The sequence below is a fragment of the Streptomyces sp. NPDC001231 genome (assembly GCF_042896885.1).
Taxonomy (GTDB): Bacteria; Actinomycetota; Actinomycetes; order Streptomycetales; family Streptomycetaceae; genus Streptomyces.
Genome location: NZ_JBIAXS010000020.1, coordinates 24,018 through 48,126 on the forward strand (window position 1 = coordinate 24,018; position 24,109 = coordinate 48,126).

The following is a 24,109-nucleotide window of genomic DNA, read 5'->3' on the forward strand; positions in this document are numbered from 1 at the left end:
CGTCCCCCCGCTTCCAGGATCAGTCCATCCGTGTCGGCGCGCGTCGCTCAACTGGCGGCCGCGCCGAACCACTTGGGCAGCCGGCTGAGCAGATCCCGCTGATCCTCACCGACCCACGCCACATGGCCGTCGGGCCGCAGAAGTACCGCGGGCGCGTCCAACTCCTCGCTGACGTCCACGACGTGATCGACCCGGTCCGCCCAGCCCGCCACCGAAAGGCGGCCGCTCCGGTCGAGCAGCAGCCCGCGTCCACCGTGCATCAGCTCGTAGAGGCGCCCCCGCTTCAGCCGCACGTCCCGCAGCCGCCGGCCGAGCAGTTCGTGGCCCTCACCGACGTCGTAGCGGACCTCGACCGCGGTGATGATCCCGGTCACGTACCGGTTCACCTCCTCGAAGTCCATCAGCTTCGAGAACAGCTCCCGCAGCGCGGTCGCACCCGGATCGGTCCCCAGCAGGGTCATCTGCGCGCGGGTGTTGTCCAGCACCCGGGCGCCGACCGGGTGCCGTTCGGCGTGGTAGCTGTCCAACAGCCCTTCCGACGCCCAGCCGTTGACCTCGGCGGCCAGCTTCCAGCCCAGGTTGAACGCGTCCTGCACGCCGAGGTTGAGCCCCTGCCCGCCGGTCGGCGGGTGGATGTGGGCCGCGTCGCCGGCCAGCAGTACCCGGCCCACCCGGTAGCGCTCGGCCTGCCGGGTGGCGTCGCCGAACCGGGACAGCCGGCGCGGCGAGTGCGCCCCGAAGTCGGTGCCCGCGACCGCCCGGAGCTGCTTCTTGAACTCGTCGAGGGTCGGCGCGGTCGCACGGTCCTCGGCCACACCGTCCGCGGGCACGACGATGCGGTACACCCCCGCGTGCCCGTCCACATCGGGAACGGCACCGAACCGCAGTTGTGTCTTGCGGACCTCCGTGACGACGGCGGCGACCGTCGCCGGATCCTCGGTCACCTCCATGTCGCCCAGCAGAGTCTCGATCTTGGCGGGCTCGCCGGGAAAGCCGACGCCGAGCAGTTTGCGCACGGTGCTGCGGCCGCCGTCGCAGCCGACGAGGTAGCGCGAGCGCAGGTGCGTGCCGTCGGCCAGTTCGACGGTCACAGCGTCCTCGTCCTGGCTCAGCCCGACCACTTCGCGTCCGCGCCGGATCTCGGTACCGAGTTCGAGGGCGTGCTCGTTGAGCAGCCGCTCGGTGACCGGCTGCGGGATGGCGAGGCCGTACGGGTGCGCCGTGTCCAGCCGGTCCGGCCACGGCTTGTGGATGCCGCCGAAGAAACCGCCGGCCTGGAACTTCTCACTGACCGCGAGGAACCGGTCCAGCAGACCGCGCTGGTCCATCATCTCGACGCTGCGCGTGTGCAGTCCGCGCCCGCGGGACTGCCCGGTCGGCTCGGTCAGCTTCTCCAGCACGACCACGTGCACGCCGTGCAGCCGCAACTCGCCGGCCAGCATCAAGCCGGTGGGTCCGCCGCCGACCACGATCACGTCAATCATCAAAACGCCCGTTCAAGGAGAGGGGATTCCGCCAGTCGGCCGCCCCGCGCGGTCCGGCGGCACGCACACCCGTACGCCGACATGGCGCACACACTTCGCGAATTACGCGTTTCCGCAGGTTCTGGCTTCGAGTGGAGATTCTGCGGCACGACCCGGGTCTTGCCGCAAGGCCCCTGGTGCGCTATAGGTTGAAAGTGGCAAGGAGTGGGTGCTCCTTGCCTTTTCCTTTGCCTTTGGCTGTGCCCTTTGCCGTCCACCGCGGACGAAACGCGCCCCCTGCCGGCCCAAGAACTAGGATCGATCCCAGCGCACAGATCACAGCGCCATGAGGGGCTGCTCCGGTCACAGCGCCATGAGGGGCTGCTCCGGCCGCCCCGGCCGACCACCCCGCAGGAGGTCCGCGATGGCGACGCTGCTGTCCGTCAACGTGGGGATGCCCACCGACGTCTCATGGCAGGGAAGGACCGTCCACACCGGAGCCTGGAAGACCCCCGCCGAGGGTCCCCGCATGGTCCGGCGGCTCAACGTCGACGGAGACGGCCAAGGAGATCTGGCCGGGCACGGCGGCGAGATCCGTGCCGTCCTCGTCTACCAGTCGGAGTCCTACCGGTACTGGCGAAAGCAGCTCGGGCGCGACGACCTGGCCTTCGGGATGTTCGGGGAGAACTTCACCGTCGACGGACTGCCCGACGACGAAGTGCGCATCGGCGACCGGTACCGCATCGGCGAGGCCGAATTCGAGGTCACCCAGCCCCGCGTCACCTGCTACCGCGTCGGCATGCGCCTCGGCGAGCCCACCATGGCGTCCCTGCTGGTCGCCCACCACCGGCCCGGCTTCTACCTGCGCGTGCTCACCGAGGGGCACGTCCAGGCCGGCGACGAGATCACCCTCATCCGCAAGGGTCCCGAGGAACTCAGCGTCGCCGACACCGACGCGCTGCTCTACCTCCCCGACCGCGACCCCGCGAAGCTGCGCAAAGCACTGAACATCCCCGCCCTCAGCCCCGGATGGCGGCAGTCCTTCCGCGAACTCGCCGCCGCCCAGCAGCCCAGACAGGAACCCGGATGGCCGGGCGAACGCGCGAGCACCCAGCAGTCCAGGGAAGAGCCGGGGTGGCCGGGCTTCAGGGCCATGCGCGTCGCCCGCATCGTCCCCGAGACCCCCGACGTCTCGTCGGTCTACCTCGACAGCGCCGACGGCACACCCCTGCCCGAGGCCCGCCCCGGCCAGTACCTCTCCATCCGGCTCGCCGTCGGCGACACCGTCCCCACGGTGCGCAGCTACTCCCTGTCCTCCGCGCCCACCGCCCGCACCTACCGCATCAGCGTCAAGCACGAATCCTGCGGGAAGGTCAGCGGCTACATCCATGGCACGCTGCGCCCAGGGGACCTCGTGGACGTCGCAAGTCCCCGAGGAACGTTCGTACTCGAAGCAGGCACCCGCCCGATCGCCCTCATCTCCGCGGGGATCGGCGCAACTCCCGTGCTCGCCATGCTCCACCGGCTCGCCTCCGCACGAGACCCGCGCCCCGTCTGGTGGATCCACACCGCGCACGACCGCGTCCACCATGCGTTCGCGGACGAGACCCACGCCCTCCTGGCCCAACTCCCCGACGCCCACGAGCACGTCTACTACACCTCCGAAGCCCCGCCCCCGGGCGAGCGCCACATCACCCGGGGCCGCCCGACCGCCTCGGCCCTCACGGCCCTGGACATCCCCACCGACGCGGACGCCTACCTCTGCGGGCCCACCGCCTTCATGAAGGACCTCGGCGGTTACCTGCGCGATCACGGTCTGCGCGCGGAGCGGATCCACACGGAACAGTTCAGCGCCCTTCCCGCCATCAACCCCGGCGTCACGCCCACCCCCGCCGTCCGGCCGCACCAGCCGCCCGGCCCCAAGGGCGCCGGCCCCCTCATCACCTTCGCCCGCAGCGGCGTCAGCACCCCGTGGTCACCGTCCCACGCCTCACTGCTCGACCTCGCGGAAGCCTGCGACATCCCCACCCGCTGGTCCTGCCGCACCGGCGTCTGCCACACCTGCGTCACGCATCTCATGGCGGGCGACGTCACCTACACCACCCCGCCCCTCGAACTCCCCGAAGCCGGCACCGTCCTCGTCTGTTGCAGCCGACCGACCACCGAAGTCGTCCTCGACCTCTAGTCATTCCTGGCGTCGCGCCGATCGCCGCGTCACTTGCCGATGTCCAGCACCGCCATCATGCCCGCGTCCTCGTGGTTCAGGATGTGCCGCAGTGTGGGCGGCATGCAGCGGCCGTTGCAGGTGAGAGCCCACAGCTCGTGGCCGCCCAGGTTCACCCGCCGCCTCTCCACGACGAGTTCCGCCCGCAACAGCCCGTTGCGGCTGACCAGTTGCGCCGGCTCCTCCAGGGGAGACCCCTCGATGAGCCCAGGCCGCCTCAATCGCCCTCACTTCGTCCCGGCACCTGGGCGTCGTGCTGGGCTTCGGCTTGCAGGTCGGCCACGCGACGGAGAGCCGCCCTGAAAGCGGCGTACTCCTGTCTGCCCAGAGCCTTCGCGTGCCGTTCCTCGATCGTGCGCATGATGGAGGCGGCGGCCTCCATCTGGAGCAGGCCGCGTGCGGTGGGACAGATCAGCTTGGCCCGGCGGTCCGCGGGGTCGGGTCTGCGCTCGACGTAGCCCAGGCGTTCCAGGTCGTCGACGAGGGAGCCGATGACCTGCTTGTGCCGTCCGGAGGCGCGGGCGAGTTCGCTGGCGCGGACGCCGTCGGGGCGCAGGTACGCGAGGACGGCGCCGGCGCGGGGCTGGATGTCGTCGAAGCCCTGCTCGGCGAGCGCGGCGAACAGTTCCCGCTGCACGGAGAAGAGGATCCGGGCGGCGAGCACTCCGAGGTCCGGTTCCGCAGCCTGGTGCCCGGTCAAGGTCCCTCCCGTCCCGGCGGCCGTACGCCGCCGTGCTGTGTGACCAGCGAGGTAGACTGCGAATGGTCATGAAAATTGACTATCTAATTTAGTGACCAACAAGCTGTGGCTCAACCCCGAAGGAGCGGAAGATGAGCGAGCACAGCACGTTCCTGGAGCCGATCACCCGGGAGAACGCCGCCGTGGTCCTGGTCGACCACCAGGTGGGTCTTCTGTCGGGCGTCCGGGACATCCCCGTCGGAGAGCTGAAGCACAACGTGGTGGCGCTGGCACGGGCGGCGACCGTGCTGGACATCCCGCTGGTCGTCACCACCACCGCGGCCGACAGCATGTGGGGGCCGACCACCCCCGAGCTGGTCCAGGCACTGCCGGCCGGACAGAAGATCATCGACCGCAGCACGGTCAACGCCTGGCACGACGACCACGTGCGCGGTGCCATCGAGGCCACCGGGCGGCAGAAGCTGATCTTCGCCGGGGTGTCGCTCGAGGTGTGCGCGGCGCTGCCCGCGATCTCCGCGACAGCGGCCGGGCACGACGCATACGTCGCCGTGGACGCCTCCGGTACCTTCAGCCAGGCCAAGAGGGAGACCGGCCTGCTGCGCATGCACCAGGCCGGCGTCGTCGTCAGCGACTACGCCACCCTCATGGTCGAGGCCCTGGCCGACAACGCCTCCCCCGAGGCCGGCGCCCTCTACGCCGCCCTCGACATGCCCTTCGCCGTCCTGGTCGGCCAGATCTCCACGGCCTACCGAACCTGAGACCAACAGCGCCACCGAGAGAAACGGTGCTGCGGGGGAACGGACCTGCGCTCCGGTTTCGCCCGGGCGCTGCGCTCCCGGCCCCGCCCGGACGTGATCGTCGCCCTGACGGATGGACAGGCGCCGTGGCCCTCCGCACAGCCGCCCTGCCGCACCGTCGTAGGCCTCTTCCCGCGTCCCGCCCGCGCCGTGAACGAGGAGAATCCCGCCTACGTCCCGGACGCCCCGCCGCGTTGGGCGACTGCCGTCTCCATCGGCTGAGCGAGCTGGACGAGTCGGGGGGGGGCACCCTCGTGGGTGCCCCCGCCTCGGTCAGCTCCAGGTCATGTTGATCTCACGTTCGAAATTGACGTAGCCGGCGCGGTGGAAGGCATGCGCCATGGGGGTGTTGCCGAGGTCCGTGGACGCCCGGATGCGGGGGACGTCCTGCTCGGCGAGCACACGGGTGCCCTCGGCGAGGATGTCGTCGATGTAGCCGTTGCCGCGATGGGCGGGCAGGACCGCGATGTAGGCGACGATGGGGTTGTAGCCGTTGTGGGCCGGGATGACGAATCCCACCGGCTCTCCGTGGGGCAGGGTCGCGACGCGCCACCAGTCCCGCGGGCTGGTGTAGCGGGCGAGTTCGTCCTCGTAGTGCTTGACGGCCGCTTCGTGGGCGGACATCCGGGTCAGGTCGTCCCGGCCGTGTGCGTCCAGCGTCCCGTCCAGGACCGAGGTCATCAGGGCAACGAGTTCCCCGGGGTCGTGGACGGGTCGGAACGCGAGACGGCCGACGGGCCCGGGAACGGGTGATTCGGGACGCCATTCCAGGCGCAGTCGTTCGACGAAGAGCCGCGCACCGGTGCGTTCCAGCACCGTCATGCGCTCCTCGACGACTTGCCTGGTCAGCGCGTTCTCACGCCAGTCCGGCGGGATGAAGCGGCTGTACTCGGGGGGACGCGACCCGTTCGGGAGGGTGGCCGCCGTCGCGGTGCGCAGCAGTCGCACCCCGGTGTCCACACGATCGGGGCTCGGGATGCCGTCGTCGATGTCGAGGACGTCCAGGACGAGTGGCGCGTCGCCGCCTGGCCGGCTCCACCAGGCCGCCCTGGCCAGCAGGCGGTCGCCGTGCACGGCGACCCACATCCATTCCGGACGTCGGCGGCCGGCGGCGAGGTCGTCCGCCAGTTCCTCGTTGAGGCTGTAGGGCAGTCGGCAGAAGAGGTCGAGTTCTTCGCGTCCGGTGATCGGACGCATGGTCAGGTCGTTCTGATGCACGGTCAAGGCACGCTCCGGTGAAGGCGCCCGTCCGCTCCGGGGTCAGAGATGGTCCGCGCCCCGGGAGGACTCAAGCGCGGTGATCATGGCGATCATGGGCCTGTCCCTCCTTTCGCTGTCGTGGTCCCTCACCCTTGTGGTGGGGGTTCGACTGTAGCGTCCGACCGCGCCTCGAATCACCTCACTTGTTTCCCTCGCAGCACCCTCCACAGCACCCAGGCCTGGACGAGGCCTCCTGCCGTCAGGAGCAGGAGGTATGCCCCGCCCGTGACCGGCAGTGCGGTGATCGGGACGGAGAGGGGCAGCGCCGCCCAGATGAGCCAGACACCCGAGAACCCCGGGTCGCCGAACAGGACGAGCGCCTCGATCCAGAGCGCCAACCCGACGATGATCGCCGCGTAGCCGCCCGCGAGCCACGCCGCGACGCGCCCCCGCTCGTAGCCGGCCGGTCCCTGCAATGCCGCCGTCATGGTGCGTCTCCTCACTGCTGCGGCGGAGTCCACCGTGGATCTCCCGCGGTCCAAGGATCACGCCGGAGGGGAGGGCCCGGCCTCGGTACGCCTACTCAGTCCGGCCTGAGTACCCCACCCTCGGGTAACAGGTACCCGGCGGTCCGAGGTGTGCGGGTCCAGGCCGGCGTCCTTCGGAGCGGGGAGCGGGTCTGCCGCTCCTGTGCCGTACGGGACACCCGGCCCCGGACGTCACTGCGGGGCGTCGGTGTAGCCGCGGGCCCGGACGAGGTCCTGGGTGAGACGGATGAAGGCGCGGGCGGCGGCGCTCTGGTAGCTGCTGCCGCGCCGCAGCAGCGTGACGGTGCGTGCGGGCAGGGCCGGTTCGAGGGGGACGGGGCGCAGGTGCGGGTGGTCGTGGGTGATGGCGTCGGGAAGCACGGTGGCGATCGGGGTGCGCCGCACGATCTCGACGAGGGCCTGGACGGAGTCGGCCTCCACCACGATGCGGGGCTGCACCCTGTGGGTCGCGAAGTGGGCGTCGATATGGCTCCGGGTGGCGAAGTCGCCGTTCAGCAGCGCGAGTTGCTGATTGCTCAGCTCGTCCACCGGTATCGGCCGGGACGGACCCCCCTCGGGGCCGGGGGCGCCGGTGACGAGGCTCAGCGTCTCGGTGAACAGGGTCTGCGCCGCGACGCCGGGAAGGTGGGCGCCGGAGAAGGCGACGCCGAGGTCGAGGTCGTCGGCGAGCAGGGCCGACTCGATACGGTCCTGGGTCATCTCCTTGACGTCCAAGGTGATGCCGGGATGGCGGGCGTACATCTCGGCGACCAGGGGGCCCACCAGATAGGAGGTGAACGTCGGCGTCGCGGCCAGGCGCAGGTGCCCGCGGGTCAGGTCCTGGACGTCCTGGACAGCACGCCGGCCGGCCTCCAGGTCCCGCAGGGCGCGGCGGGCATGGCGCGCGTATGTCTCGCCCGCGTCGGTGAGTCGCACGCTGCGGCCGGTGCGGTCGAGAAGCGGCACCCCCACGGTCCGCTCCAGTTGCCGGACCTGCTGGGAGAGCGTGGGCTGGGAGATGCGCAGGTCCTCGGCGGCGCGGGTGAAGCTGCCGTGCTCGGCCACGGCGAGCAGGTAGCGCAGGTGACGCAGTTCCAGAGCCATGAGAACGATTATAGATACGGGCAATGGGAGACATGGGTACTGCGTCTTGGACTCTATAGGACCAGGTCATGCATGGTGGATTCACCGAGTCCGGCAGGCCGGAACCCATCGAAGGGAGTGACTCATGCGCGACCTCGCCCAGGGCGTCACGCGTTTCCAGCGGGACGTCCATCCCGCCAAGGCGGACCTGTTCGCCCACCTCGCCGAGAACCACACGCCGCACACGCTGTTCATCGGCTGCTCCGATGCCCGCGTCGTCCCGGAGCTGATCACGGCCAGCGAACCGGGCGAGCTGTTCGTCGTCCGCACCGCGGGCAACCTCGTCCCGGCCCACACGCCGGGCCCCGACGCCGTGGCGGCGGCCATCGAGTACGCCGTGGCCGTCCTCGGCGTGTCCGACATCGTGGTGTGCGGGCACTCCGGCTGCGGCGCCATGACGGCCCTCGCCGAGGCCCACGACCTGCGCGGGGTGCCGGCGGTCGCCCAGTGGCTGCGGCACGCGGACGCCTCCCGCGCCCGTACCGCCGTCTCCGGGGACGTCGCCGCTCTGGTGCGCCAGAACGTGCTCGCCCAGCTGGCGAACCTGGTCACCCACCCCTCGGTCGCGCGCGGTCTGGCCGAAGGCGCCCTCACCCTGCACGGCTGGGTCTACGACATCGCCACCGGAGGCGTCGAGAACGTCGACGCCGAACCGCGGGCGACCGCGTCCGCGGCCTGAGGGCGCTCCCGCCCCACGGCCCACGGCCCCCCATCGCCCCGGCCTGCCACGTCGCAGTGGCGGGGTGTCCCCCACCCCCCTGAACCCTGATCCCTGAAAGGAACCCCTCATGCCGCACGCCCAGTTCGACCCCACCGCCCGGCAGGCCCTCGCCATCACCGCCGTCGAGGCCAAGATCCGCAAGGACCTCACCTGGCAGCGGATCGCGGACGCGGCCGGCCTGTCGGTGGCCTTCACCACCGCCGCCGTGCTCGGCCAGCACGCCCTGCCCGAGCCGGCCGCCCGGGCCGTCGGCGAGCTGCTGGGCCTGGACGCCGACGCGGTCGCGCTGCTCCAGACGATCCCGACCCGGGGGTCGATCCCCGGCGGCATCCCGACCGACCCGACCATCTACCGCTTCCACGAGATGCTCCAGGTGTACGGCACCACGCTCAAGGCCCTGGTGCACGAGCAGTTCGGTGACGGCATCATCTCCGCGATCAACTTCAAGCTGGACGTGAAGAAGGTCGCCGACCCCGAGGGCGGCGAGCGCGCGGTGATCACCCTGGACGGCAAGTACCTGCCCACCAAGCCCTTCTGATCCGCCCGATCGGACCGGCTCCGGGGCGGTACGGGCTCGCCCGGCCGCCCCGGCTTCCTCCTCCTACGGAAGGACACCCTTGATGGACTTCGCACAGCGCACGATCGACATCGCCCGCCGCAACGTCGCCGAGGGCGGCCGCCCGTTCGCGACCGTCATCGTCAAGGACGGCGAGATCCTGGCCGAGAGCCCGAACCGGGTCGCCCAGACCAACGACCCCACGGCGCACGCCGAGATCCTCGCCATCCGCGAGGCGTGCACCAAGCTGGGCACCGAGCACCTCGTCGGCGCCACGATCTACGTGCTCGCCCAACCGTGCCCGATGTGCCTGGGATCGCTCTACTACTGCTCACCGGACGAAGTGGTCTTCCTCACCACCCGGGACGCCTACGAGCCGCACTACGTGGACGACCGCAAGTACTTCGAACTGGACAACTTCTACGAGGAGTTCGCCAAGAACTGGGACGAGCGCCGGCTGCCGATGCGCTACGAGCCGCGCGACGCCGCGGTCGAGGTCTACCAGCTCTGGCAGAAGCACAACGGCGGCGAGCGCCGTGTCCCCGGCGCCCCCACCGCGGCCTGAGGGAGCGGCCATGTCCCTCGTCGAACCGAACGCCGCCGAGCTGCGGCATCTGGAGCGCGCGGTCGAACTGGCCGCCGAGGCGGTGCGGGCCGGGGACGAGCCGTTCGGCTCGGTCCTGGTCGGTGCCGACGGGCAGGTCCTGGCGGAGGACCGCAACCGGGTGCACAGTCTGGACGACAACACCCGGCATCCGGAGTTCGAGCTGGTCCGCTGGGCCACCGCCCATCTCACCGAGCGGCAGCGCGCGGAGGCCACCGTCTTCACCTCCGGGGAGCACTGCCCCATGTGCGCGGCCGCCCACGGCTGGGCCGGCCTCGGCCGGATCGTCTACGCCCACTCGGCCGCCCAGTTGACGGACTGGCTGTCCGAACTGGGCGTACCGCCCTCCCCGGTGCGCTGCCTGCCGATCCAGGACGTGGTGCCCGGCCTGACGGTGCAGGGACCCGTCCCGGCCCTGACCGACCGCCTCCGCGAACTGCACCGCGAATTCCGCGTCGGCCGACCGGGCACGGCCGCTTCCTGACAGCGCGGCCGGGGTGTCCATGCCTGGCGCGCGGCCGGTCACCGCGCCCGCACCGCGACGACCGCGGTGCGGGCGCGGTGATCGGCGTGCCCGCTCATCGGCGCTCGGCCGTGCCGTGGTCCGCGTCCGCCCGCGCTTCGGCCTCGCGCAGCAGGGCCGCGATCCCGCGGAAGCCGCGGCGTTCGGCGTGGGCGCGGGCCGTGGTCCCGTCGGCGTCCGGCAGCAGCGGGTCGGCGCCCGCCCCGAGCAGCACCTCCACGACCTCCTGATGCGTGCGCCCGCCGTCACCGAGGATCACCGCCTCCAGCAGCGCCGTCCAGCCGAGCCGGTTGACGTGGTCGACGTCGATGCCGGTCTCGGCCAGTACGGCCCGTACGTAGGCCACGTGACCGCGCTCGCTCGCCGGGATCACCGCCACCCCGCCGAACCGGTTGGTCAGCTTCAGGTCCGGCCCGCCGCGCAGCAGTGCGCGCATCATCGCCACACTTCCGGTGACCCCGGTCACCAGCCAGGCGCTGTCCAGGCGGTCGTCCTGCGCGTTCACGTCGGCGCCCGCGTCGACCAGCATCCGGGCCGCCTCCACCTCGTCGGCGAGGGCCGCTCGCAACAGGGGCGTACGGCCCTGCTCGTCACGTGCCTCGCGGTCGGCGCCGGCTGCCAGCGCCTCGCGGACGGCGGCGACATCGCCGTGGTGCGCGGCGTCCAGCAGGGCGCGGTCGGTCGGGGAGAGCGACTTCTTGGCCACGACGGAACTCCTCCACAGGGTGGCGACGGACAACGGGACGACGACGGCGGCAAGGACGACAAGCAAAGCAGAGGAGCGGAAAAGGGTGGCGGGCGAGGGGCCGGGAGGGCAGGAGAAGCCGGAACCCGCGGCGCGCGGGGCGAAAGCCCCCGCGCGCCGCGGTGGCCGGGTGCCCGCCGGTTCGGGAACGTCGCTCACCCGGGGACGCCGGTCACTCGGGTGGTGCTACAGGATGGGCTCAGCGCCCGTTGCTGATCGCCGCGACACCGGCCTGGGCGAACTTCTCGTCCAGGTCGCCGGACGGGGCGCCCGCGACGCCGATGCCCGCGATCGGGGCGTTGTCGTGGGCGACCGGGGCGCCGCCCGCCAGGAACAGCGTGCCCGGGATGTCCTTCAGGGTCGGTGCCGAGTCCAGGCGCTTGACCAGCTCGGAGGTGGGCGCGTTCCAGGAGACGGCGGTGTACGCCTTCTTGATCGCCGAGTCGTAGGACTGGGGCCCGGCACCGTCGCCGCGCAGGGTGACGATCGTGTTGCCGTTGCGGTCCACCACCGCGACGGTCACCCGCTGGCCCTCCCTCTGGGCGGCCTTCAACGCCGCCAGCGCGGCGTCGGCGGCGGCGTCGGCCGTCAGGTGGGTGCTGGTGGTCGTGGCCTTGCTCTTCACCGCGGCCACGGCCGCGACCGGAGCGGCGGCCGGGGTGTCGGCGGAGGCGGACACGGCTCCGACCACACCGGCACCGACCGCTGCCACGGCCGCCACGGAGGTGATGGCCTTGGCGCGGGCGGAGAACTTCTTGGCCTTGTGCTGCATCACGGATACCTCTCCAGTCATGTCACGTTCCCGGCACCCGGACCGTCGGATCGGCCGTGCCTGAGCGGGTGTCGGAGGTCTCGGCGCTGCCTGCGCCGTGCCTCCACTCTCGACCGGCTCGGCACGCCCGACCGTCGACGTACCGGCTGCTTCCGGCGCGTGGAACGGGGGACGTCGGGGTCAACCGATCGGTTGACCCCCTGCCGTGCCGCCCGGGCGACAATGGCGGTGTTCGCCGAGTTCGGGACCTTTCCGCCGAGGCCTGCCCGCCGCCGAGCCACAGCCATGTCCGTACGTCCCGGCCGGGGAGGAACAGCCCATGCCGTCCAGGAACCGGCCTTCCCCGGCCGGCCCGGCCACCGCCGACAACGAGTCCCGCAGGCTCGCGTTCGTCATCCATCTGGCGTTCTTCCTGCTGCTCGGCTCCGCCCTGTTCCGGTACGTCCAGCGGCACAACGCCCAGCCCCAGGTGCCGGCTGTCCTGGCCCTGGCCGGCGTCCTCGCCCTGCTGTACGTCGTCGGCCACCGCACGGCGGTCGCCGCGGCCGGCGCGACCGCCTCGGGCACGGCGGCGGTCCCCGGGACGGATCCGCCCTCCTCCCTGGGCTCCGCCTCCGCGGGCCGCGGGCGGCCTCCCCTCACCGGGCTGCTGTGGCTGGGCGCGCTCGTCGGTGTGTGGGCCGTACTGGTCGCCCTGGCGCCCAGCTTCGCCTGGTGCGCGGTGCCGCTGTTCTACACCGCGCTGCGCACCCTGCCGACGCCCGCCGCGTACACCCTGGTGACGTTCTTCACCGCCTTCGTGGTCGTCGCGCAGCTTCGGCTTGCCGACCGGCTCGACGTGGACCTGGTGATCGGTCCCCCGGCCGTCGCCGCCCTGGCGACCGCGGTCTTCACCTACATGGACCGGCAGGCGACCCGGCAGGCCGCCCTGATCCGCGACCTGGTGCGCACCCGCCGCGAACTCGCCGCCACCGAGCGCCGCGAGGGCACTCTCGCCGAGCGCCAGCGGCTGGCCATGGAGATCCACGACACCCTCGCCCAGAGCCTGTCCAGCCAGCGGATGCTCCTCCAGGCCGCCGACCGGCTGTGGGAGACCGAACCGGCGCGGGCCCGCGCCCATCTGCGCACCGCCGGGTCGATCGCCGAGAGCAGCCTGACCGAGGCTCGCCGGTTCGTGCACGACCTGGCGCCCGCCGACCTCGCCGAGGGCGGCGGACTGGAGTCGGCCCTGCGAGTCCTGGCCACCCGCGAGAGCACGCCCGAACTCACCGTGACCTGTGTCGTCGACGGCACCCCGGGACCGTACGGGCTGCCGGACCGGGTGCAGTCCGCTCTGCTGCGCATCGCCCAGGGCGCCCTCGCCAACGTCCGGGAGCACTCCGGTGCCACCCGGGCCGCCCTCACCCTCACGCACCTGGAGGACCAGGTCCGACTGGACATCGCCGACAACGGCCGCGGTTTCGACACCGCCGCGCTGCCGGAGCGCGCCGTCGGGGTCCGCGGGCACGGCCTGCCCGCGATCCGGGCCAGGGCCGGCCAGCTGGGTGGCACCCTCACCATCGAGTCCGCGCCCGGTGACGGCACCGTCGTCTCCGCGGCCGTCCCGCACCGTCCCACTGTCGCGGAGGTCCCCACTCCATGAACCGGACCGAACCCACCGAACCCGCCGAAGGCGCCGAACCGGCGACCGTACGGCTCGTCCTGTGCGACGACCACGCCGTGGTCCGCGCCGGGCTGCGCGCCCTGCTCGGCAGCGCCCCGGGAATCGACGTGGTGGGCGAGGCGGACAGCGGCGCGGAGGCCATCGCGCTCGCCGCGAAGCTCGTCCCCGACGTGGTCCTCATGGACCTGCAACTCGGCGACGGGATGGACGGTGTCGAGGCCACGCGCCGCATCACCGCCGACTCCGGCGGCTCGGTCCATGTGCTGGTCCTGACCACGTACGACACCGACGCCGACATCACCCGTGCCATCGAGGCGGGCGCCACCGGCTACCTGCTCAAGGCCGAGCGCCCCGACGAGCTGTTCACGGCCATCCACAGCGCCGCCGCCGGCCGCACCGCCCTGTCCGCTCCCGTCGCCCAGCGGGTCATGAGCCGCATGCGCAGCCCACGCCCCAAACTCACCGACCGCGAGCGCGACATCCTCGGCCAGCTGGCCCGCGGGCTGACCAACCGGGACATCGCCAAGGCCCTCTTCCTGAGCGAGGCCACCGTCAAGACGCACCTGGGGCGCATCTACGACAAGCTCGGCGTCGACACCCGCGCCGGCGCCGTGGCCGTCGCCAAGGAACAGCGCCTGCTGCCCTGACGAGCACGGCGCGGCTCGCTCACCGGTCTTCCTCGGGTCTTCCTGCCGCTCACCGGCTGTGTTCGGCGTACTCCCGGAAGTGTTCCAGATCGCTGCGGACGTGCCGTTCGATCGCATTGGCCTGGGCGAATCCCCTGGGGCCGCCGAATGCCTCCCGGACGGTGTCGGGGTCGTACTCCAGCCGTGCCTGGATCCGGGTGTTGCCCCGGTCGATGGGGTGCAGGGTGAGGGAGCACTTCAGTTCCGGGGCTCCCGTGGTATGCCATTCCATCACGCGGTCCCCGGCGCGGTCGGAGACCTCGGCTTCCATCTGCCGGGCCCGTCCGCCGGCCTCGATGTCCAACTGGGCGCGGCCACCGGCCTCCGCACGGGCGTCCCGCACGCCGTCCATGAAGCGGGGATAGTTCTCCACCCGGTGAAGGCTGTCCCAGGCGCTGTCGATGGGGACTCCGACGTCGATGTGTTCTTCGAGGGTGCTCATGGCGACCTCCACGGTTCGGCTCACGACGCACGTTTCTGCCTCCAGTGTGCGCCCCGCTCCGGTGAGCCGGGGCCCTGAGCAGGCGGCCGGAAGCCAGGAGCCCACCCGGACCACCCACCGGATCCTCACCGGGATCGGCCCGGACGAAGCGCGCAGGGAGATCACCCGGGGCCGCGATGCCGTGGCGAAGGTCATCGGCCGCCCACCGGTCCTGCCGCGCCCGCCGCAGGGCCGTACGAGCCCCGCCGTCACGGCGATCTGCCGGCGGCTCGGTATGGCCGGAACGGCCGATCTCTCAGCCTGTCCCGGGCGCCTGCCCGACACCGGACGAGCGGCGGCGCACGTTCAGTGCTCTTCCTCGCGGGGGCGCTCGGCCGTGCCGAGGATGTGGGTGGCGGCCGGCAGGGGGACGCGGGTTTCGGGGAAGGCGAACCTCTCCGCCTCCGTGAGAGTGAACCCGGCGGCGATGATGGCCGACCGGGTGTCGCGGCCGGTGTGGCATCCTCCGCACAGCAGGGGCCAGAAGGTCGCGTCCACGGCGCGCTGGACGCGGCGCATACCCGGTGTGTCCGCCTGGACGTGCTCCAAGAACCGCAGGTGGCCTCCGGGCCGCAGGACGCGGTGGATCTCGGCCAGGGCCGCTGCCTGGTCTGCCACCGAGCACAAGGTGAGGCACATGACGGCCGCGTCGAACGAGGCGTCGGGCACCGGCAGTTGCTCGGCCCGGCCGTCCACGACCTCCACCTCCGCGGGCACGGTGCGGGCCGTTTCCACGGCCAGGGCACGCAGTCGGGGCTCCGGCTCGACGGCCAGGACGCGTCTCACCTCGGGTGGGTAGTGCGGGAAGTTGAGTCCATTGCCCGCGCCGACCTCGATGACCCGGCCGGACAGACCGGCGACCAGGCGCTTCCGGTACCGCGTGATGCCGGCCCTCTCCAGGCCGGGGCCGGCGACACGGGCGTAGAAGCGGGCGAAGACGGGGTGGCTGACCTGTGGGGCCATGGCGGATCACCGGATTCGTGTCAGGGGCGGTGCCTGGTGGTCGTCGCGAGCATGTGTTGCGACCCAGCACACCACACAAGTGAACTGCTGACGCTTGTCGGAAGCACCCCCTAGAGTGATCCGCCTATTGACCTGATGGTGTGCTGAAACGGGGGACGAGTGAGCAGGAACCGGCGGATCGGAGCGTCCGAGCGGCGGGCGTGCTGCAAAGCACTTCACGTGGAGTGGGGGCTGATCGTCGAACGGAATCCGGTCGTCATCGGCACCGGTTTCGGCATCGTCACCTGCACGAGGAAATGACGTGAGTGCACTCGCCACCCCTTCCCTGCTGGCGGCCACCCTGGCCACAGGCCTGATGGCCGGTCTGTTCGCGGCGTTCGCCTACGCCGTCATGCCCGGTCTGCGCCGCGGCGACGACCGCACGTTCGTCACCGCGATGCAGCAGATCAACAAGGCGATCCTCAACGGATGGTTCATGACGTGCTTCCTGGGGGCGATCCTCATGCTCGCGCTCGCCGCCGTCGCGCAGTGGTCCGGCGGCGATCGCAGGGTCTTCGTGTTCGTCGTCGCCGCGCTGGCGCTGTATCTGGCGATGTTCGTCATCACCGCGGCGGTCAACGTCCCACTCAACGACGAGTTGGCCGCCGCCGGCCAACCGGACCGCGCCGGCGACCTCGCCGCCGTACGGGAGCGCTTCGAGTCCGGCTGGGTCGCCTGGAACATCGTCCGCGCCGTGACCTCCACGGGCGCGTTCGGCTGCCTGGCCTGGGCTCTGGTCCTGCATGGCCGCTCCACCCCCTGAGGCGGTCGACGGGAGATCCGCGTGGCTTGGTCCGAGCGCATCGTGACACGAGACGGAGTGCGACTCGTCTGCAGGGACTGGGGCGGGCTTGGCCCGCCCGTCGTGCTGTTGCACGGTCTGGCCGGCCACTCGGGCGAGTGGGACGCGACAGCCCGGCGTCTGAGCTCCCGGTATCGGGTCGTCGCGGTCGACCAGCGAGGGCACGGCGCCGGCGAACGTCACCCCCGGGACCTCTCCCGTGCCGCGTACGTCGCCGATGTCATCGCCGTTGCCGACCGGCTGGGGTTGCGACAGCCGGTACTGGCCGGCCAGTCCCTGGGCGGGCACACGGCCATGCTCACCGCCGCCGCGCATCCCGACCGGGTCCGCGCGCTCGTACTCGTCGAGGCCGGCCCGGGTTCCGGGAACCCGAACGCTCCCGTCGGGATCGGCAGATGGCTGGACTCGTGGCCGGTACCGTTCACCTCCCGGGAGGCGGCTGTCCGGTTCCTCGGCGGCGGCCCGGTCGGCGAAGGCTGGGCAGCCGGCCTGGAGGAACGCGATGGTGGCTGGTGGCCGCGTTTCGACCGGGACGTGATGGTCGAGTCGCTGGCGGAGAACGCCCGACGCTCCTTCTGGGGCGAGTGGGAGCAGATCGTGTGCCCGACCTTGGCGGTGCTGGCCCGGTCCAGCATCATCCCGCCGCACGAAGTCGACGGCATGCTCCGTCGAGGCCCCGTCACCAGGGCCGTCAGCATCCCCGGAACCGGTCACGACCTGCACCTGGAGCAGCCCGGCACTCTGCACACCCTGTTCTCGGACTTCCTCGACGATCTCGCGCCAGCCCGGCCATGACTCTCGACGTCGAAAGGGGTCATGCCGAGATGCCACATCTGTCCGGCGTGGCCATCATGGTCATCCAGGCCCCGGTCCGGCCGTCAGGAGCGTCGGCCGCATGGGAAGGGTGATGACCGATGACCATGGAGCTGTTCCCGCCGATCCCACTCGCCGAGTGGCGCGACACCAAAGAGACGCTCCATCGCTTCGCGCAGATCGTCGGGAAGGTCCGCCTCGCCGCCGGCACCCGGCGCAACCACTGGTGGAACGTCCCGTTCCACCTCACGGGGCGCGGTATCACGACGCGCCCGATGGGACAGGTCGACGGCAACCCGATCTTCACGATGGACTTCGACTTCGTCGCGCATCGGCTGGTCGTCTCGACGCTGGACGGCCGGGAGATCTCCTTCCCGCTCGTCGGCCGGTCCGTGGCGTCCTTCCACGCAGCGGTCATGGACTCGCTGGCCGCGCTGGGCATCCAGGTGCGGCTCAACGTGCCCACGCCCTTCGACCTGCCCGACTCCGGCCGGCCGTTCGCCGAGGACACCGAGCACGCGACGTACGACCCCGCGCAGGCCAACCGTTACTGGCGGGTGCTCAGCCAGGTGGCGTCGGTGCTGGAGGAATTCGCCGCGGGGTACTCGGGGAAGGTGAGCCCGGTGCACCACTTCTGGCACACCTTCGACATCGCGCACACCCGGTTCTCCGACCGTCGCATCGAGCAGCCCCGGCAGGTGGACCCGGTCACCCGGGAGGCGTACTCCCGGGAGGTGATCAGCTTCGGCTTCTGGTTCGGCGACGACGCCTTCCCCGCGCCCGCGTTCTACTCCTACACCGCTCCCGAGCCGGCGCACCTGGCCGAGGAGCCGCTCCGGCCCGCGGCGGCGCACTGGGTCGCCCGCATCGACAGCCACCTGGCCGTCCTGCCGTACGACGAGGTCCGCACCGAGGACGACCCGCGTGCCGCCGTGCTCGCCTTCTACGAGAGCGCGTACCGGGCCGGTGCCCGGCGCGCCCGATGGCCGATCGACTCGCTCGCTTGCCCGGGCGGGGTGACGGACCCGCAACTGCGGGCCCACACGCCCCGCCCCGTTTCCGGCTGAGGCTCGGCGGCGGTCGCGCACCGGTCGTCGGCGGGTCCACCCGGCCACCACGCCGGTCAGGCGTCGGCGCGCGCCCGCTCGCCCTCGAGCAGACCTGTCGCCTGGCCCACCTCGACGAGGCGGCCACGCGGCACCCGCACGCCGAGTAGCGATGATTTCGGCGCGGGCCGCCGGTCGTCATGGGAGAGAGAAAGGAGTTCCGCCATGCCGACACAGGGAACCTCGAAGCAACCCACGACCGAGTTCGACGCCCGCTACAGCTCCGCACTCAATCCCCGCCCGGGTGCCACGGAGGTCACCGCCACCGAGTGGGCCGAGGCCCAGCGGCTGCTGAGGTCCGCCGAGATCTTCTGGGTGTCCACGGTGCGGCCCGACGGCCGACTGCACGTCACTCCCGTGATCGCCGCCTGGCACGGCGGGGTGCTGTACTTCTCCACCGGCCCGGGGGAACAGAAGGCCAGGAACCTCGCTCATGACGCGCACTGCGCACTGACGACCGGGGGAAACTCGCTCACCGAAGGGCTCGACGTCGTGGTCGAGGGCAAGGCGGAACAGGTTGCCGATCCGGCGCTGCTGGAGGAGGTGATCGCGGCGTACGAAGCCAAGTACGGGCCGCACATCACCTCCCCCGAGGGCACCTTCCACGGGATCGGGGACGCGTTCCGGAAGGGGGACGCGGTGGTGTTCGCGGTGGCTCCGGCGACGGCGTACGGGTTCGGCCGGGACGACGGGGTGTACACCCATACGCGGTGGAGGTTCTGAGCAGGTCCGAGCGAGAAGCAAGAAGGGGCGAAGGTGATCGGCACCAGCGAGTACGCGGATCTGTCCGCCCTGGACATCGCCCATCATGTGCGGCACGGCGCCCTGACGGCCGTCGACGTCGTCGAGGCCGCCCTGACCCGGATCGCCGAAGTCGACGATGACGTACGCGCGTTCACCGAGGTCTGGTCCGAGCAGGCGCTCGCTCACGCGGCCGGCGTCGACGCTCGACTCGCCCGCGGCGCCGTACTGCCTCTCGCGGGTGTGCCGATCGGCGTCAAGGCGAGCGAAGGCCCCGGCTCCCACCAGAACACCCGGCTGGTGGCCGCCGGGTGCGTGCCGGTGGGTGCGACCTCGGTGCCGCGTACCAGCCGCAGCTGGCAGACCTACGGGCACACGGACCGGGGTCCCACCCTCAACCCGCTCGATCCGGCGTGGTCGCCCGGCGGCTCGTCCGCGGGTTCGGCGGCCGCGGTCGCCGCCGGACTCGTCCCCCTCGCCAGTGGATCCGACGGTGCCGGATCGGTGCGCATCCCCGCCGCGTGGTGCGGCATCGTCGGCTTCAAGCCCACCAATGGCCTGCTCCCGGCCCGTGATCGGGCGGGTCTGAACTCGCCCGGTGTCCTGGTGGGCGACCCGCGGGACGCCCTCGCCCATCTCGCCGCGGTGACCGAGTCGCCGGCGCCGGCCGTCCGCTCCACGTACCCGCTCCCGGCGGTCTGGTCGGCCACTTTGGGATACGCGGACACCGATCCGGCGGTCGCGGCCGTCGCCCGCCGCTCGGCGGAAAACCTCGCCGAGGCCGGACTGATCACCCTGGCCGAAGGCCCCGACCTGACACTCGCCGACCCCGCCCCCGCCTGGACGGCCCTTCGCGCGGGGGTGCCTTCCCCGACCGGGGGTGTCAGCAGGGTCGTCAGCACCAACGAGGAGCGACTGCGCGACTGCTTCCAGCGAGCCGACCTCGTCCTCACGCCCACCACGCCCCACCCACCGCACGGCCACGACGGGCCAGGGGCACGGATGAGCGTCGCCCTGACCTGGGCGTTCAACCTCAGCGGTCATCCAGCGCTCAGCCTTCCGGCAGGGATCACGGCCCAGGGAGCGCCGGTCGGTCTCCAACTCGTCGCCCGCCACCACGAGGAGCGACAGCTCCTCGACGTCGCCGACCGCGCCACCCGGCTCGGCGCCGTACCCCGGTCGCTCGGGGGTGGTTTCGGCGCCCGAGCCGGTGCCGCGGCGTTGTCAGAGGGTGGTGGCACAGTGACGGAACAACGATCGAGAGGCGTGGAGGGGCGATGGGGGATTTCTTCGAGCGGATCGTCGACGTCGAGGTGACCGGCGAGGAGGCCGGGCCGCTCGCGGATCGGATGGTCGATTGGATGGTCAGCGAGGGCCTGATCACGCGTGAGACGTCCGGCGACGGGGTGTACAGCCTGAACGTGGATGAGGGCTATGTGCCGGGCCCGAGCTGGGCGCGGGCCGTCGCCGACTCCTCGGACCCGGACTGGCGGCCGGGCCCGGTGGCCGTGGTCGTCGGACGCGACCACCACTGCGGGGGTCAGGGAGTGGACGAAGCGGAGTACGCCGTCTGCCCGCGGTGCGAGGCCAAGACCGTGATCATCGCCTACCCCGAGGAGTTCGAGGCGGACGAGGAGGTCTGGCGGCCGTTCAGGGACGGCATCGCCGCCTGGAAGGACACGGGTGAGGGCGGTGTGCCCTGCTCCTCCTGCGGTGCCTCGGTCCCGGTCACCGAGTGGCGGTGGGACTCCGGTTTCGCGGTGGGCGCCCTCGCTTTCGACTTCTGGGGGTGGCCGCCGCTCTCCGTCGGCTTCTGCGCGGAGTTCAGCCGGCGCCTCGGGCACCGGACGGCGGAGCAGACGGGCAAGTTCTGAGGCGTCTTCCCCAGGCTCCTCGCGGCGGCCACACCCAGTGCCTCCCTCCGGCCCGTTGGCGGTCGCACCGGGTCGGAGGGGGGACGATCGTCAGCGAGCGTCGTCGAGAACCTCGCGCAGCCTGCGCGCGAAAGCCTCGGGCTTGCCGGCGTAGCCGGACTCGCCGCCGAGGAAGCCACCGTGGTGGCTGGGGAACACGGTCGCCCGCCGGCCGAGCAGTTCGGCCGCCGCCTGCGAGGTGCGTCCGGTGAAGGTGTCGAGGGTCTCCTCACCGACGGCGATCAGGACCCGTGTCGGCGCGGAGTTCAGGGCGTCGAGGTCGGGTCGGTAGCCGCTGACCGCCCAGGACCGGTCGGAGAGCAGCGGGTCGTCACGGGAGCCGTCGTCCTCGGTCGGCATCCCGAACGCGGCCGGATCCGGAGCGGGTTGGGCGAAGTAGGCGTCGGTGAACTCGCCCCGCCACGAGGTCATCGCGATGAACGCCGCCATGCCGGCGCCCCAGCCCTTGTCCTGGTACGCCTGCCGGACGGCGGCCCGGGCACGCTCGGCGGCCACGGCGTCGGGAAGTACCGGGATGAGCGGCGGCTCGTGCGCGACCAGGGTGGTCACGTCGTCGGGGTACGCCGCCACGAGGGCGAGCGCGGTCACGGCGCCGCCGCTGCTCGCGAACATCTCGACCGGGCCCGTTCCGAGCGCCTCGATCACGGCGTGCACGTCGGCGGCCTGATGCTCGGGCGCGTGGTCGACCCGGCCGTCCTTGCGGGTGCTGCGGCCGAGACCGCGCGGGTCGTAGGTGACCACGGTGCGGTCGGGGAAGTGCGACGCCAGGGTGCGAAAGCCGGCGGCGTCCATGGGCTGGCCGATCATGACCAGCGGTGGGCGTCCGCCGGCGGTCGGCAGCGGACCGTGGACGTCGTAGGCGAGGTCGGCTTCGGGAGTCTGGAGGATCCGAGTCGTCATGAACGTTGGACCCCCGCGGCGCCCATAACTCATCGCACCCCGCGCCCGTATCCGCTCAGCGGTGCAGGGTGGTTTCCCGGTGCATGCGGGAGAGTTTCTCGGGGTTGCGCACGGCATAGAGCCCGGTGACGAGGCCGTCCTCGATGTGCAGGACCACGACGGTGTCGATCGCGCCGTTGATCCGCAGAATCAGGGCCGGGCAGGCATTGACCTGTGCCTGCCGCAGCGACACCTCGGTGATCCTGCCCAGTCCGGCGGCCAGCAGGCGGCCCACCTTGTCCGCCCCCACGACGGGCCGCGGCACGGTCTGCTTGACTCCGCCACCGTCGCCCAGGAAGACGACATCCGGGGCGAGGATGTCGAGCAGGCTCTGCAGATCGCCCGTTTCGAGCGCCCGCTGGAACGCGTCGAGCGCGTCCCGGTTCTGGGCCGGGGAAACGACCCCGCGCGGCCGGCGCGCCGCGATGTGTGCCCGTGCCCGGTGTGCGATCTGGCGGACCGCGGCCGGGCTCTTGCCGACGGCTTCGGCGATCTCGTCGTACCCGAGGTCGAACACCTCGCGCAGCACGAACACCGCCCGCTCGGTCGGCGTGAGTGTCTCCAGCACCAGCAGCATCGCCATCGAGACGCTGTCGGCCAGTTCGACGTCCTCGGCCACGTCCGGGGCGGTCAGCAGCGGTTCGGGCAGCCAGGGACCGACGTAGGACTCGCGCCGGCGGCCGAGCGTACGCAGCCGGCTCAGTGCCTGGCGCGTGGTGATGCGGACCAGGTACGCACGCTGGTCCCGCACCGTGCCGAGATCGACGCCGGCCCACCGCAGCCAGGTCTCCTGAAGGACGTCCTCCGCGTCGGCGGCCGAGCCGAGCATCTCGTAGGCGACGGTGAACAGCAGATTGCGGTGGGAGACGAACGCCTCGGTGGCGGGGTCCGGGCGTCCGGTCGGCGAGCCCGCCGGCCATCTCCCCCGTGCACTCGCTGCGCTCGCTCTTCACCGGCTGCTCCCGCCTGTTCGCTCCCGACGACGCCATGCGCACAGGACGCCGGTCGCCGCGGCTTTGTGACACCCATGAGAGGTGGCGCACGTCACACCGCCACTCCGTCACAAGGAGCGCGTGGCCGGCATCTCGTGTTCGTCCAACGCAACACGACAAGTGACGAGTAACGAGTGACGAGTGGGGACGACATCATGAACGCTCGGTTCAACCTGTTCGAGAACGAGATCGGCGCCAAGTTCGCCAAGCGGTTCGCAGGCGCCGGCCTGGTGGTCCAGCAGTCGCCGCTGCCGAGGTCCACGCAGGAGCTCGTGTCGCTGCGCGCCAGCCAGATCAACGGCTGCGGTTGGTGCGTCGACATGCACACCAAGGAGGCGGCGGCCGCCGGTGAGACCGCCGTACGGCTCAACCTCGTCGCCACCTGGCGCGAGTCCACCGTGTTCACCGAAGCCGAGCGGGCCGCCCTGGCTCTCGCCGAAGAGGGAACCCGGCTCGCCGACGCCCACCAGGGCGCGTCCGACGAGACCTGGGCCCAGGTGCGCAAGCACTACGACGACGACCAGATCGCCGCACTGGTCGCCCTGGTCGCCCTGATCAACGCGGCCAACCGGCTCGCCGTGATCGTGCACCAGCAGGGTGGTTCCTACGAGCCCGGCATGTTCGCCGCCGCGTTCGACTGAGCTGCGGCCGCATGGGGCCCGGCCCGGGATCATTCGATCCGGGGCCGGGCCCGCCGAGGTCCGTGCGTAGCGCGGTGAGCAGACCGAGCAGATCACCGGTCGCGACGTCCTCAAGCTCGGTGTGGCTCTGCCGGCCGGTGGCGCCGCAAGGCCGGCCTCCGCCTCCACGGCACCGTCCGAAGGCCGCCCGGTCGTAGTCGACGTCCACCACGACACCGGCACTCCCGAACTGCTCCGCCGGCACGGCGGGCTGGTTCCCGCCGAAGTGGACGGGGCGGCAAAGGAGGGCACCCCGTGCATCCCCGCACACGGGATGCGGCGCCTGTCGTTCACG

At 71.7% G+C, this 24,109-nt stretch carries 28 protein-coding genes and 2 pseudogenes; 17 read left to right on the forward strand and 13 right to left on the reverse strand.

The features are described from left to right. Nucleotides 1–47: 47 nt before the first annotated feature. The gene (gene rox / locus ACFY3J_RS23715; RefSeq protein WP_390841698.1) at nt 48–1,484 is read right to left on the reverse strand and encodes a rifampin monooxygenase; all 1,437 of its coding nucleotides are present in this window, start codon (nt 1,482–1,484) and stop codon (nt 48–50) included. 403 nt (nt 1,485–1,887) lie between these two features. Between rox and ACFY3J_RS23720 the strand changes: the two genes are divergently transcribed. Then, nucleotides 1,888–3,648: an MOSC domain-containing protein gene (locus ACFY3J_RS23720; protein WP_390841699.1), complete on the forward strand. Its 1,761-nt coding sequence runs from the start codon at nt 1,888–1,890 to the stop codon at nt 3,646–3,648. Nucleotides 3,649–3,677: 29 nt separating this feature from the next. Here the strand turns inward: ACFY3J_RS23720 and ACFY3J_RS23725 are convergent, their stop codons facing one another. Together ACFY3J_RS23725 and ACFY3J_RS23730 are read right to left on the reverse strand one after the other, a co-directional pair. Beyond that, nucleotides 3,678–3,908, reverse strand: a complete 231-nt coding sequence (locus ACFY3J_RS23725) for a hypothetical protein (RefSeq protein WP_384178296.1) — start codon at nt 3,906–3,908, stop codon at nt 3,678–3,680. After that, nucleotides 3,905–4,387 carry a MarR family winged helix-turn-helix transcriptional regulator gene (locus ACFY3J_RS23730; protein WP_384178293.1) on the reverse strand — a complete coding sequence of 161 codons (483 nt, stop codon included), beginning with the start codon at nt 4,385–4,387 and terminating at the stop codon, nt 3,905–3,907. The genes ACFY3J_RS23725 and ACFY3J_RS23730 overlap by 4 nt, the downstream gene beginning before the upstream one ends. 131 nt (nt 4,388–4,518) lie before the next feature. Here ACFY3J_RS23730 and ACFY3J_RS23735 point away from each other — a divergent pair, with 131 nt between their 5' ends. Further along, entirely contained in the window at nt 4,519–5,145 is a 627-nt protein-coding gene (locus ACFY3J_RS23735) for an isochorismatase family protein (protein WP_390841700.1), read from the forward strand. 33 nt (nt 5,146–5,178) lie between these two features. Next, a pseudogene (locus ACFY3J_RS23740) lies at nt 5,179–5,406 on the forward strand (hypothetical protein); the annotation flags it as partial. A 51-nt stretch (nt 5,407–5,457) separates the two neighbouring features. On the opposite strand, the gene ACFY3J_RS23745 reads toward ACFY3J_RS23740, so the two are convergent. The 3 genes from ACFY3J_RS23745 to cynR all read right to left on the reverse strand — a co-directional run bounded on the left by ACFY3J_RS23745 (nt 5,458) and on the right by cynR (nt 8,015). Continuing rightward, nucleotides 5,458–6,381 carry a GNAT family N-acetyltransferase gene (locus ACFY3J_RS23745; RefSeq protein ID WP_384178653.1) on the reverse strand — a complete coding sequence of 308 codons (924 nt, stop codon included), beginning with the start codon at nt 6,379–6,381 and terminating at the stop codon, nt 5,458–5,460. Between the two features lie 197 nt (nt 6,382–6,578). Then, nucleotides 6,579–6,872 (reverse strand): SCO4225 family membrane protein, encoded by a 294-nt coding sequence (locus ACFY3J_RS23750; RefSeq protein ID WP_384178287.1) that lies wholly within the window; start codon nt 6,870–6,872, stop codon nt 6,579–6,581. Between the two features lie 231 nt (nt 6,873–7,103). Then, on the reverse strand, nt 7,104–8,015 hold the full coding sequence (gene cynR / locus ACFY3J_RS23755; RefSeq protein WP_390841701.1) for a transcriptional regulator CynR: 912 nt from the start codon (nt 8,013–8,015) through the stop codon (nt 7,104–7,106). Between the two features lie 124 nt (nt 8,016–8,139). Here cynR and ACFY3J_RS23760 point away from each other — a divergent pair, with 124 nt between their 5' ends. The 4 genes from ACFY3J_RS23760 (at nt 8,140) to ACFY3J_RS23775 (ending at nt 10,419) form a co-directional block, all read left to right on the forward strand. Continuing rightward, nucleotides 8,140–8,733, forward strand: coding sequence for a carbonic anhydrase (locus ACFY3J_RS23760; protein WP_384178281.1), 594 nt, complete (start codon nt 8,140–8,142; stop codon nt 8,731–8,733). Between the two features lie 109 nt (nt 8,734–8,842). Further along, the gene (gene cynS, locus ACFY3J_RS23765) at nt 8,843–9,313 is read left to right on the forward strand and encodes a cyanase (protein ID WP_390841702.1); all 471 of its coding nucleotides are present in this window, start codon (nt 8,843–8,845) and stop codon (nt 9,311–9,313) included. A gap of 82 nt (nt 9,314–9,395) precedes the next feature. Continuing rightward, nucleotides 9,396–9,896, forward strand: coding sequence for a nucleoside deaminase (locus tag ACFY3J_RS23770; protein ID WP_365422987.1), 501 nt, complete (start codon nt 9,396–9,398; stop codon nt 9,894–9,896). Between the two features lie 10 nt (nt 9,897–9,906). Then, a complete protein-coding gene (locus tag ACFY3J_RS23775; RefSeq protein ID WP_384178272.1) occupies nt 9,907–10,419 on the forward strand; it encodes a nucleoside deaminase in 513 nt (170 codons plus the stop codon). A 94-nt stretch (nt 10,420–10,513) separates the two neighbouring features. Here the strand turns inward: ACFY3J_RS23775 and ACFY3J_RS23780 are convergent, their stop codons facing one another. Both ACFY3J_RS23780 and ACFY3J_RS23785 read right to left on the reverse strand, forming a co-directional pair. Beyond that, nucleotides 10,514–11,164, reverse strand: a complete 651-nt coding sequence (locus ACFY3J_RS23780) for an ankyrin repeat domain-containing protein (protein WP_390841703.1) — start codon at nt 11,162–11,164, stop codon at nt 10,514–10,516. A 238-nt stretch (nt 11,165–11,402) separates the two neighbouring features. Continuing rightward, nucleotides 11,403–11,975, reverse strand: coding sequence for a heme-binding protein (locus ACFY3J_RS23785; RefSeq protein ID WP_384178651.1), 573 nt, complete (start codon nt 11,973–11,975; stop codon nt 11,403–11,405). A gap of 319 nt (nt 11,976–12,294) precedes the next feature. On the opposite strand from ACFY3J_RS23785, the gene ACFY3J_RS23790 reads away from it, so the two are divergent. After that, a complete protein-coding gene (locus ACFY3J_RS23790; protein ID WP_384178266.1) occupies nt 12,295–13,617 on the forward strand; it encodes a sensor histidine kinase in 1,323 nt (440 codons plus the stop codon). Beyond that, a complete protein-coding gene (locus tag ACFY3J_RS23795) occupies nt 13,614–14,285 on the forward strand; it encodes a response regulator (protein ID WP_384178263.1) in 672 nt (223 codons plus the stop codon). Before ACFY3J_RS23790 ends, ACFY3J_RS23795 begins: the two co-directional genes overlap by 4 nt. A gap of 49 nt (nt 14,286–14,334) precedes the next feature. On the opposite strand, the gene ACFY3J_RS23800 is transcribed toward ACFY3J_RS23795, so the two are convergent. After that, complete coding sequence (locus tag ACFY3J_RS23800) at nt 14,335–14,766, reverse strand: SRPBCC family protein (RefSeq protein WP_384178260.1); 432 nt, start codon at nt 14,764–14,766, stop codon at nt 14,335–14,337. Here ACFY3J_RS23800 and ACFY3J_RS23805 point away from each other — a divergent pair. Then, a pseudogene (locus tag ACFY3J_RS23805) lies at nt 14,765–15,034 on the forward strand (polysaccharide deacetylase family protein); the annotation flags it as partial. The gene ACFY3J_RS23800 and the pseudogene ACFY3J_RS23805 sit on opposite strands and share 2 nt — an antisense overlap. Before the next feature lie 77 nt (nt 15,035–15,111). Here ACFY3J_RS23805 and ACFY3J_RS23810 read toward each other — a convergent pair. Then, nucleotides 15,112–15,768 carry a class I SAM-dependent methyltransferase gene (locus ACFY3J_RS23810; RefSeq protein WP_384178257.1) on the reverse strand — a complete coding sequence of 219 codons (657 nt, stop codon included), beginning with the start codon at nt 15,766–15,768 and terminating at the stop codon, nt 15,112–15,114. Nucleotides 15,769–16,123: 355 nt separating this feature from the next. Here ACFY3J_RS23810 and ACFY3J_RS23815 point away from each other — a divergent pair, with 355 nt between their 5' ends. The 3 genes from ACFY3J_RS23815 to ACFY3J_RS23825 all read left to right on the forward strand — a co-directional run bounded on the left by ACFY3J_RS23815 (nt 16,124) and on the right by ACFY3J_RS23825 (nt 18,489). Then, a complete protein-coding gene (locus ACFY3J_RS23815; RefSeq protein WP_384178649.1) occupies nt 16,124–16,570 on the forward strand; it encodes a DUF1772 domain-containing protein in 447 nt (148 codons plus the stop codon). Between the two features lie 21 nt (nt 16,571–16,591). Further along, entirely contained in the window at nt 16,592–17,404 is an 813-nt protein-coding gene (locus tag ACFY3J_RS23820) for an alpha/beta fold hydrolase (RefSeq protein WP_390841704.1), read from the forward strand. A gap of 125 nt (nt 17,405–17,529) precedes the next feature. Continuing rightward, the gene (locus ACFY3J_RS23825) at nt 17,530–18,489 is read left to right on the forward strand and encodes a DUF5996 family protein (protein ID WP_384178647.1); all 960 of its coding nucleotides are present in this window, start codon (nt 17,530–17,532) and stop codon (nt 18,487–18,489) included. A gap of 56 nt (nt 18,490–18,545) precedes the next feature. Here ACFY3J_RS23825 and ACFY3J_RS23830 read toward each other — a convergent pair whose 3' ends face one another. Further along, nucleotides 18,546–18,695, reverse strand: a complete 150-nt coding sequence (locus ACFY3J_RS23830) for a hypothetical protein (protein WP_384178251.1) — start codon at nt 18,693–18,695, stop codon at nt 18,546–18,548. Between ACFY3J_RS23830 and ACFY3J_RS23835 the strand changes: the two genes are divergently transcribed. From ACFY3J_RS23835 to ACFY3J_RS23845, 3 genes are read left to right on the forward strand one after another with little or no spacing between them, the layout of a single operon-like run. Beyond that, a complete protein-coding gene (locus tag ACFY3J_RS23835) occupies nt 18,694–19,251 on the forward strand; it encodes a pyridoxamine 5'-phosphate oxidase family protein (protein WP_384178248.1) in 558 nt (185 codons plus the stop codon). The genes ACFY3J_RS23830 and ACFY3J_RS23835 overlap by 2 nt on opposite strands. Nucleotides 19,252–19,284: 33 nt before the next feature. Next, nucleotides 19,285–20,586 carry an amidase gene (locus ACFY3J_RS23840; protein ID WP_390841705.1) on the forward strand — a complete coding sequence of 434 codons (1,302 nt, stop codon included), beginning with the start codon at nt 19,285–19,287 and terminating at the stop codon, nt 20,584–20,586. Then, a complete protein-coding gene (locus tag ACFY3J_RS23845; RefSeq protein ID WP_390841706.1) occupies nt 20,547–21,143 on the forward strand; it encodes a hypothetical protein in 597 nt (198 codons plus the stop codon). Before ACFY3J_RS23840 ends, ACFY3J_RS23845 begins: the two co-directional genes overlap by 40 nt. A 90-nt stretch (nt 21,144–21,233) precedes the next feature. On the opposite strand, the gene ACFY3J_RS23850 is transcribed toward ACFY3J_RS23845, so the two are convergent. Both ACFY3J_RS23850 and ACFY3J_RS23855 read right to left on the reverse strand, forming a co-directional pair. After that, a complete protein-coding gene (locus ACFY3J_RS23850; protein WP_384178238.1) occupies nt 21,234–22,103 on the reverse strand; it encodes an alpha/beta fold hydrolase in 870 nt (289 codons plus the stop codon). Between the two features lie 55 nt (nt 22,104–22,158). Further along, nucleotides 22,159–22,971 carry an RNA polymerase sigma-70 factor gene (locus ACFY3J_RS23855; protein ID WP_384178235.1) on the reverse strand — a complete coding sequence of 271 codons (813 nt, stop codon included), beginning with the start codon at nt 22,969–22,971 and terminating at the stop codon, nt 22,159–22,161. A 318-nt stretch (nt 22,972–23,289) separates the two neighbouring features. Here ACFY3J_RS23855 and ACFY3J_RS23860 point away from each other — a divergent pair, with 318 nt between their 5' ends. Further along, nucleotides 23,290–23,775, forward strand: a complete 486-nt coding sequence (locus ACFY3J_RS23860; RefSeq protein WP_384178232.1) for a carboxymuconolactone decarboxylase family protein — start codon at nt 23,290–23,292, stop codon at nt 23,773–23,775. The last annotated feature ends 334 nt before the right edge of the window (nt 23,776–24,109 follow it).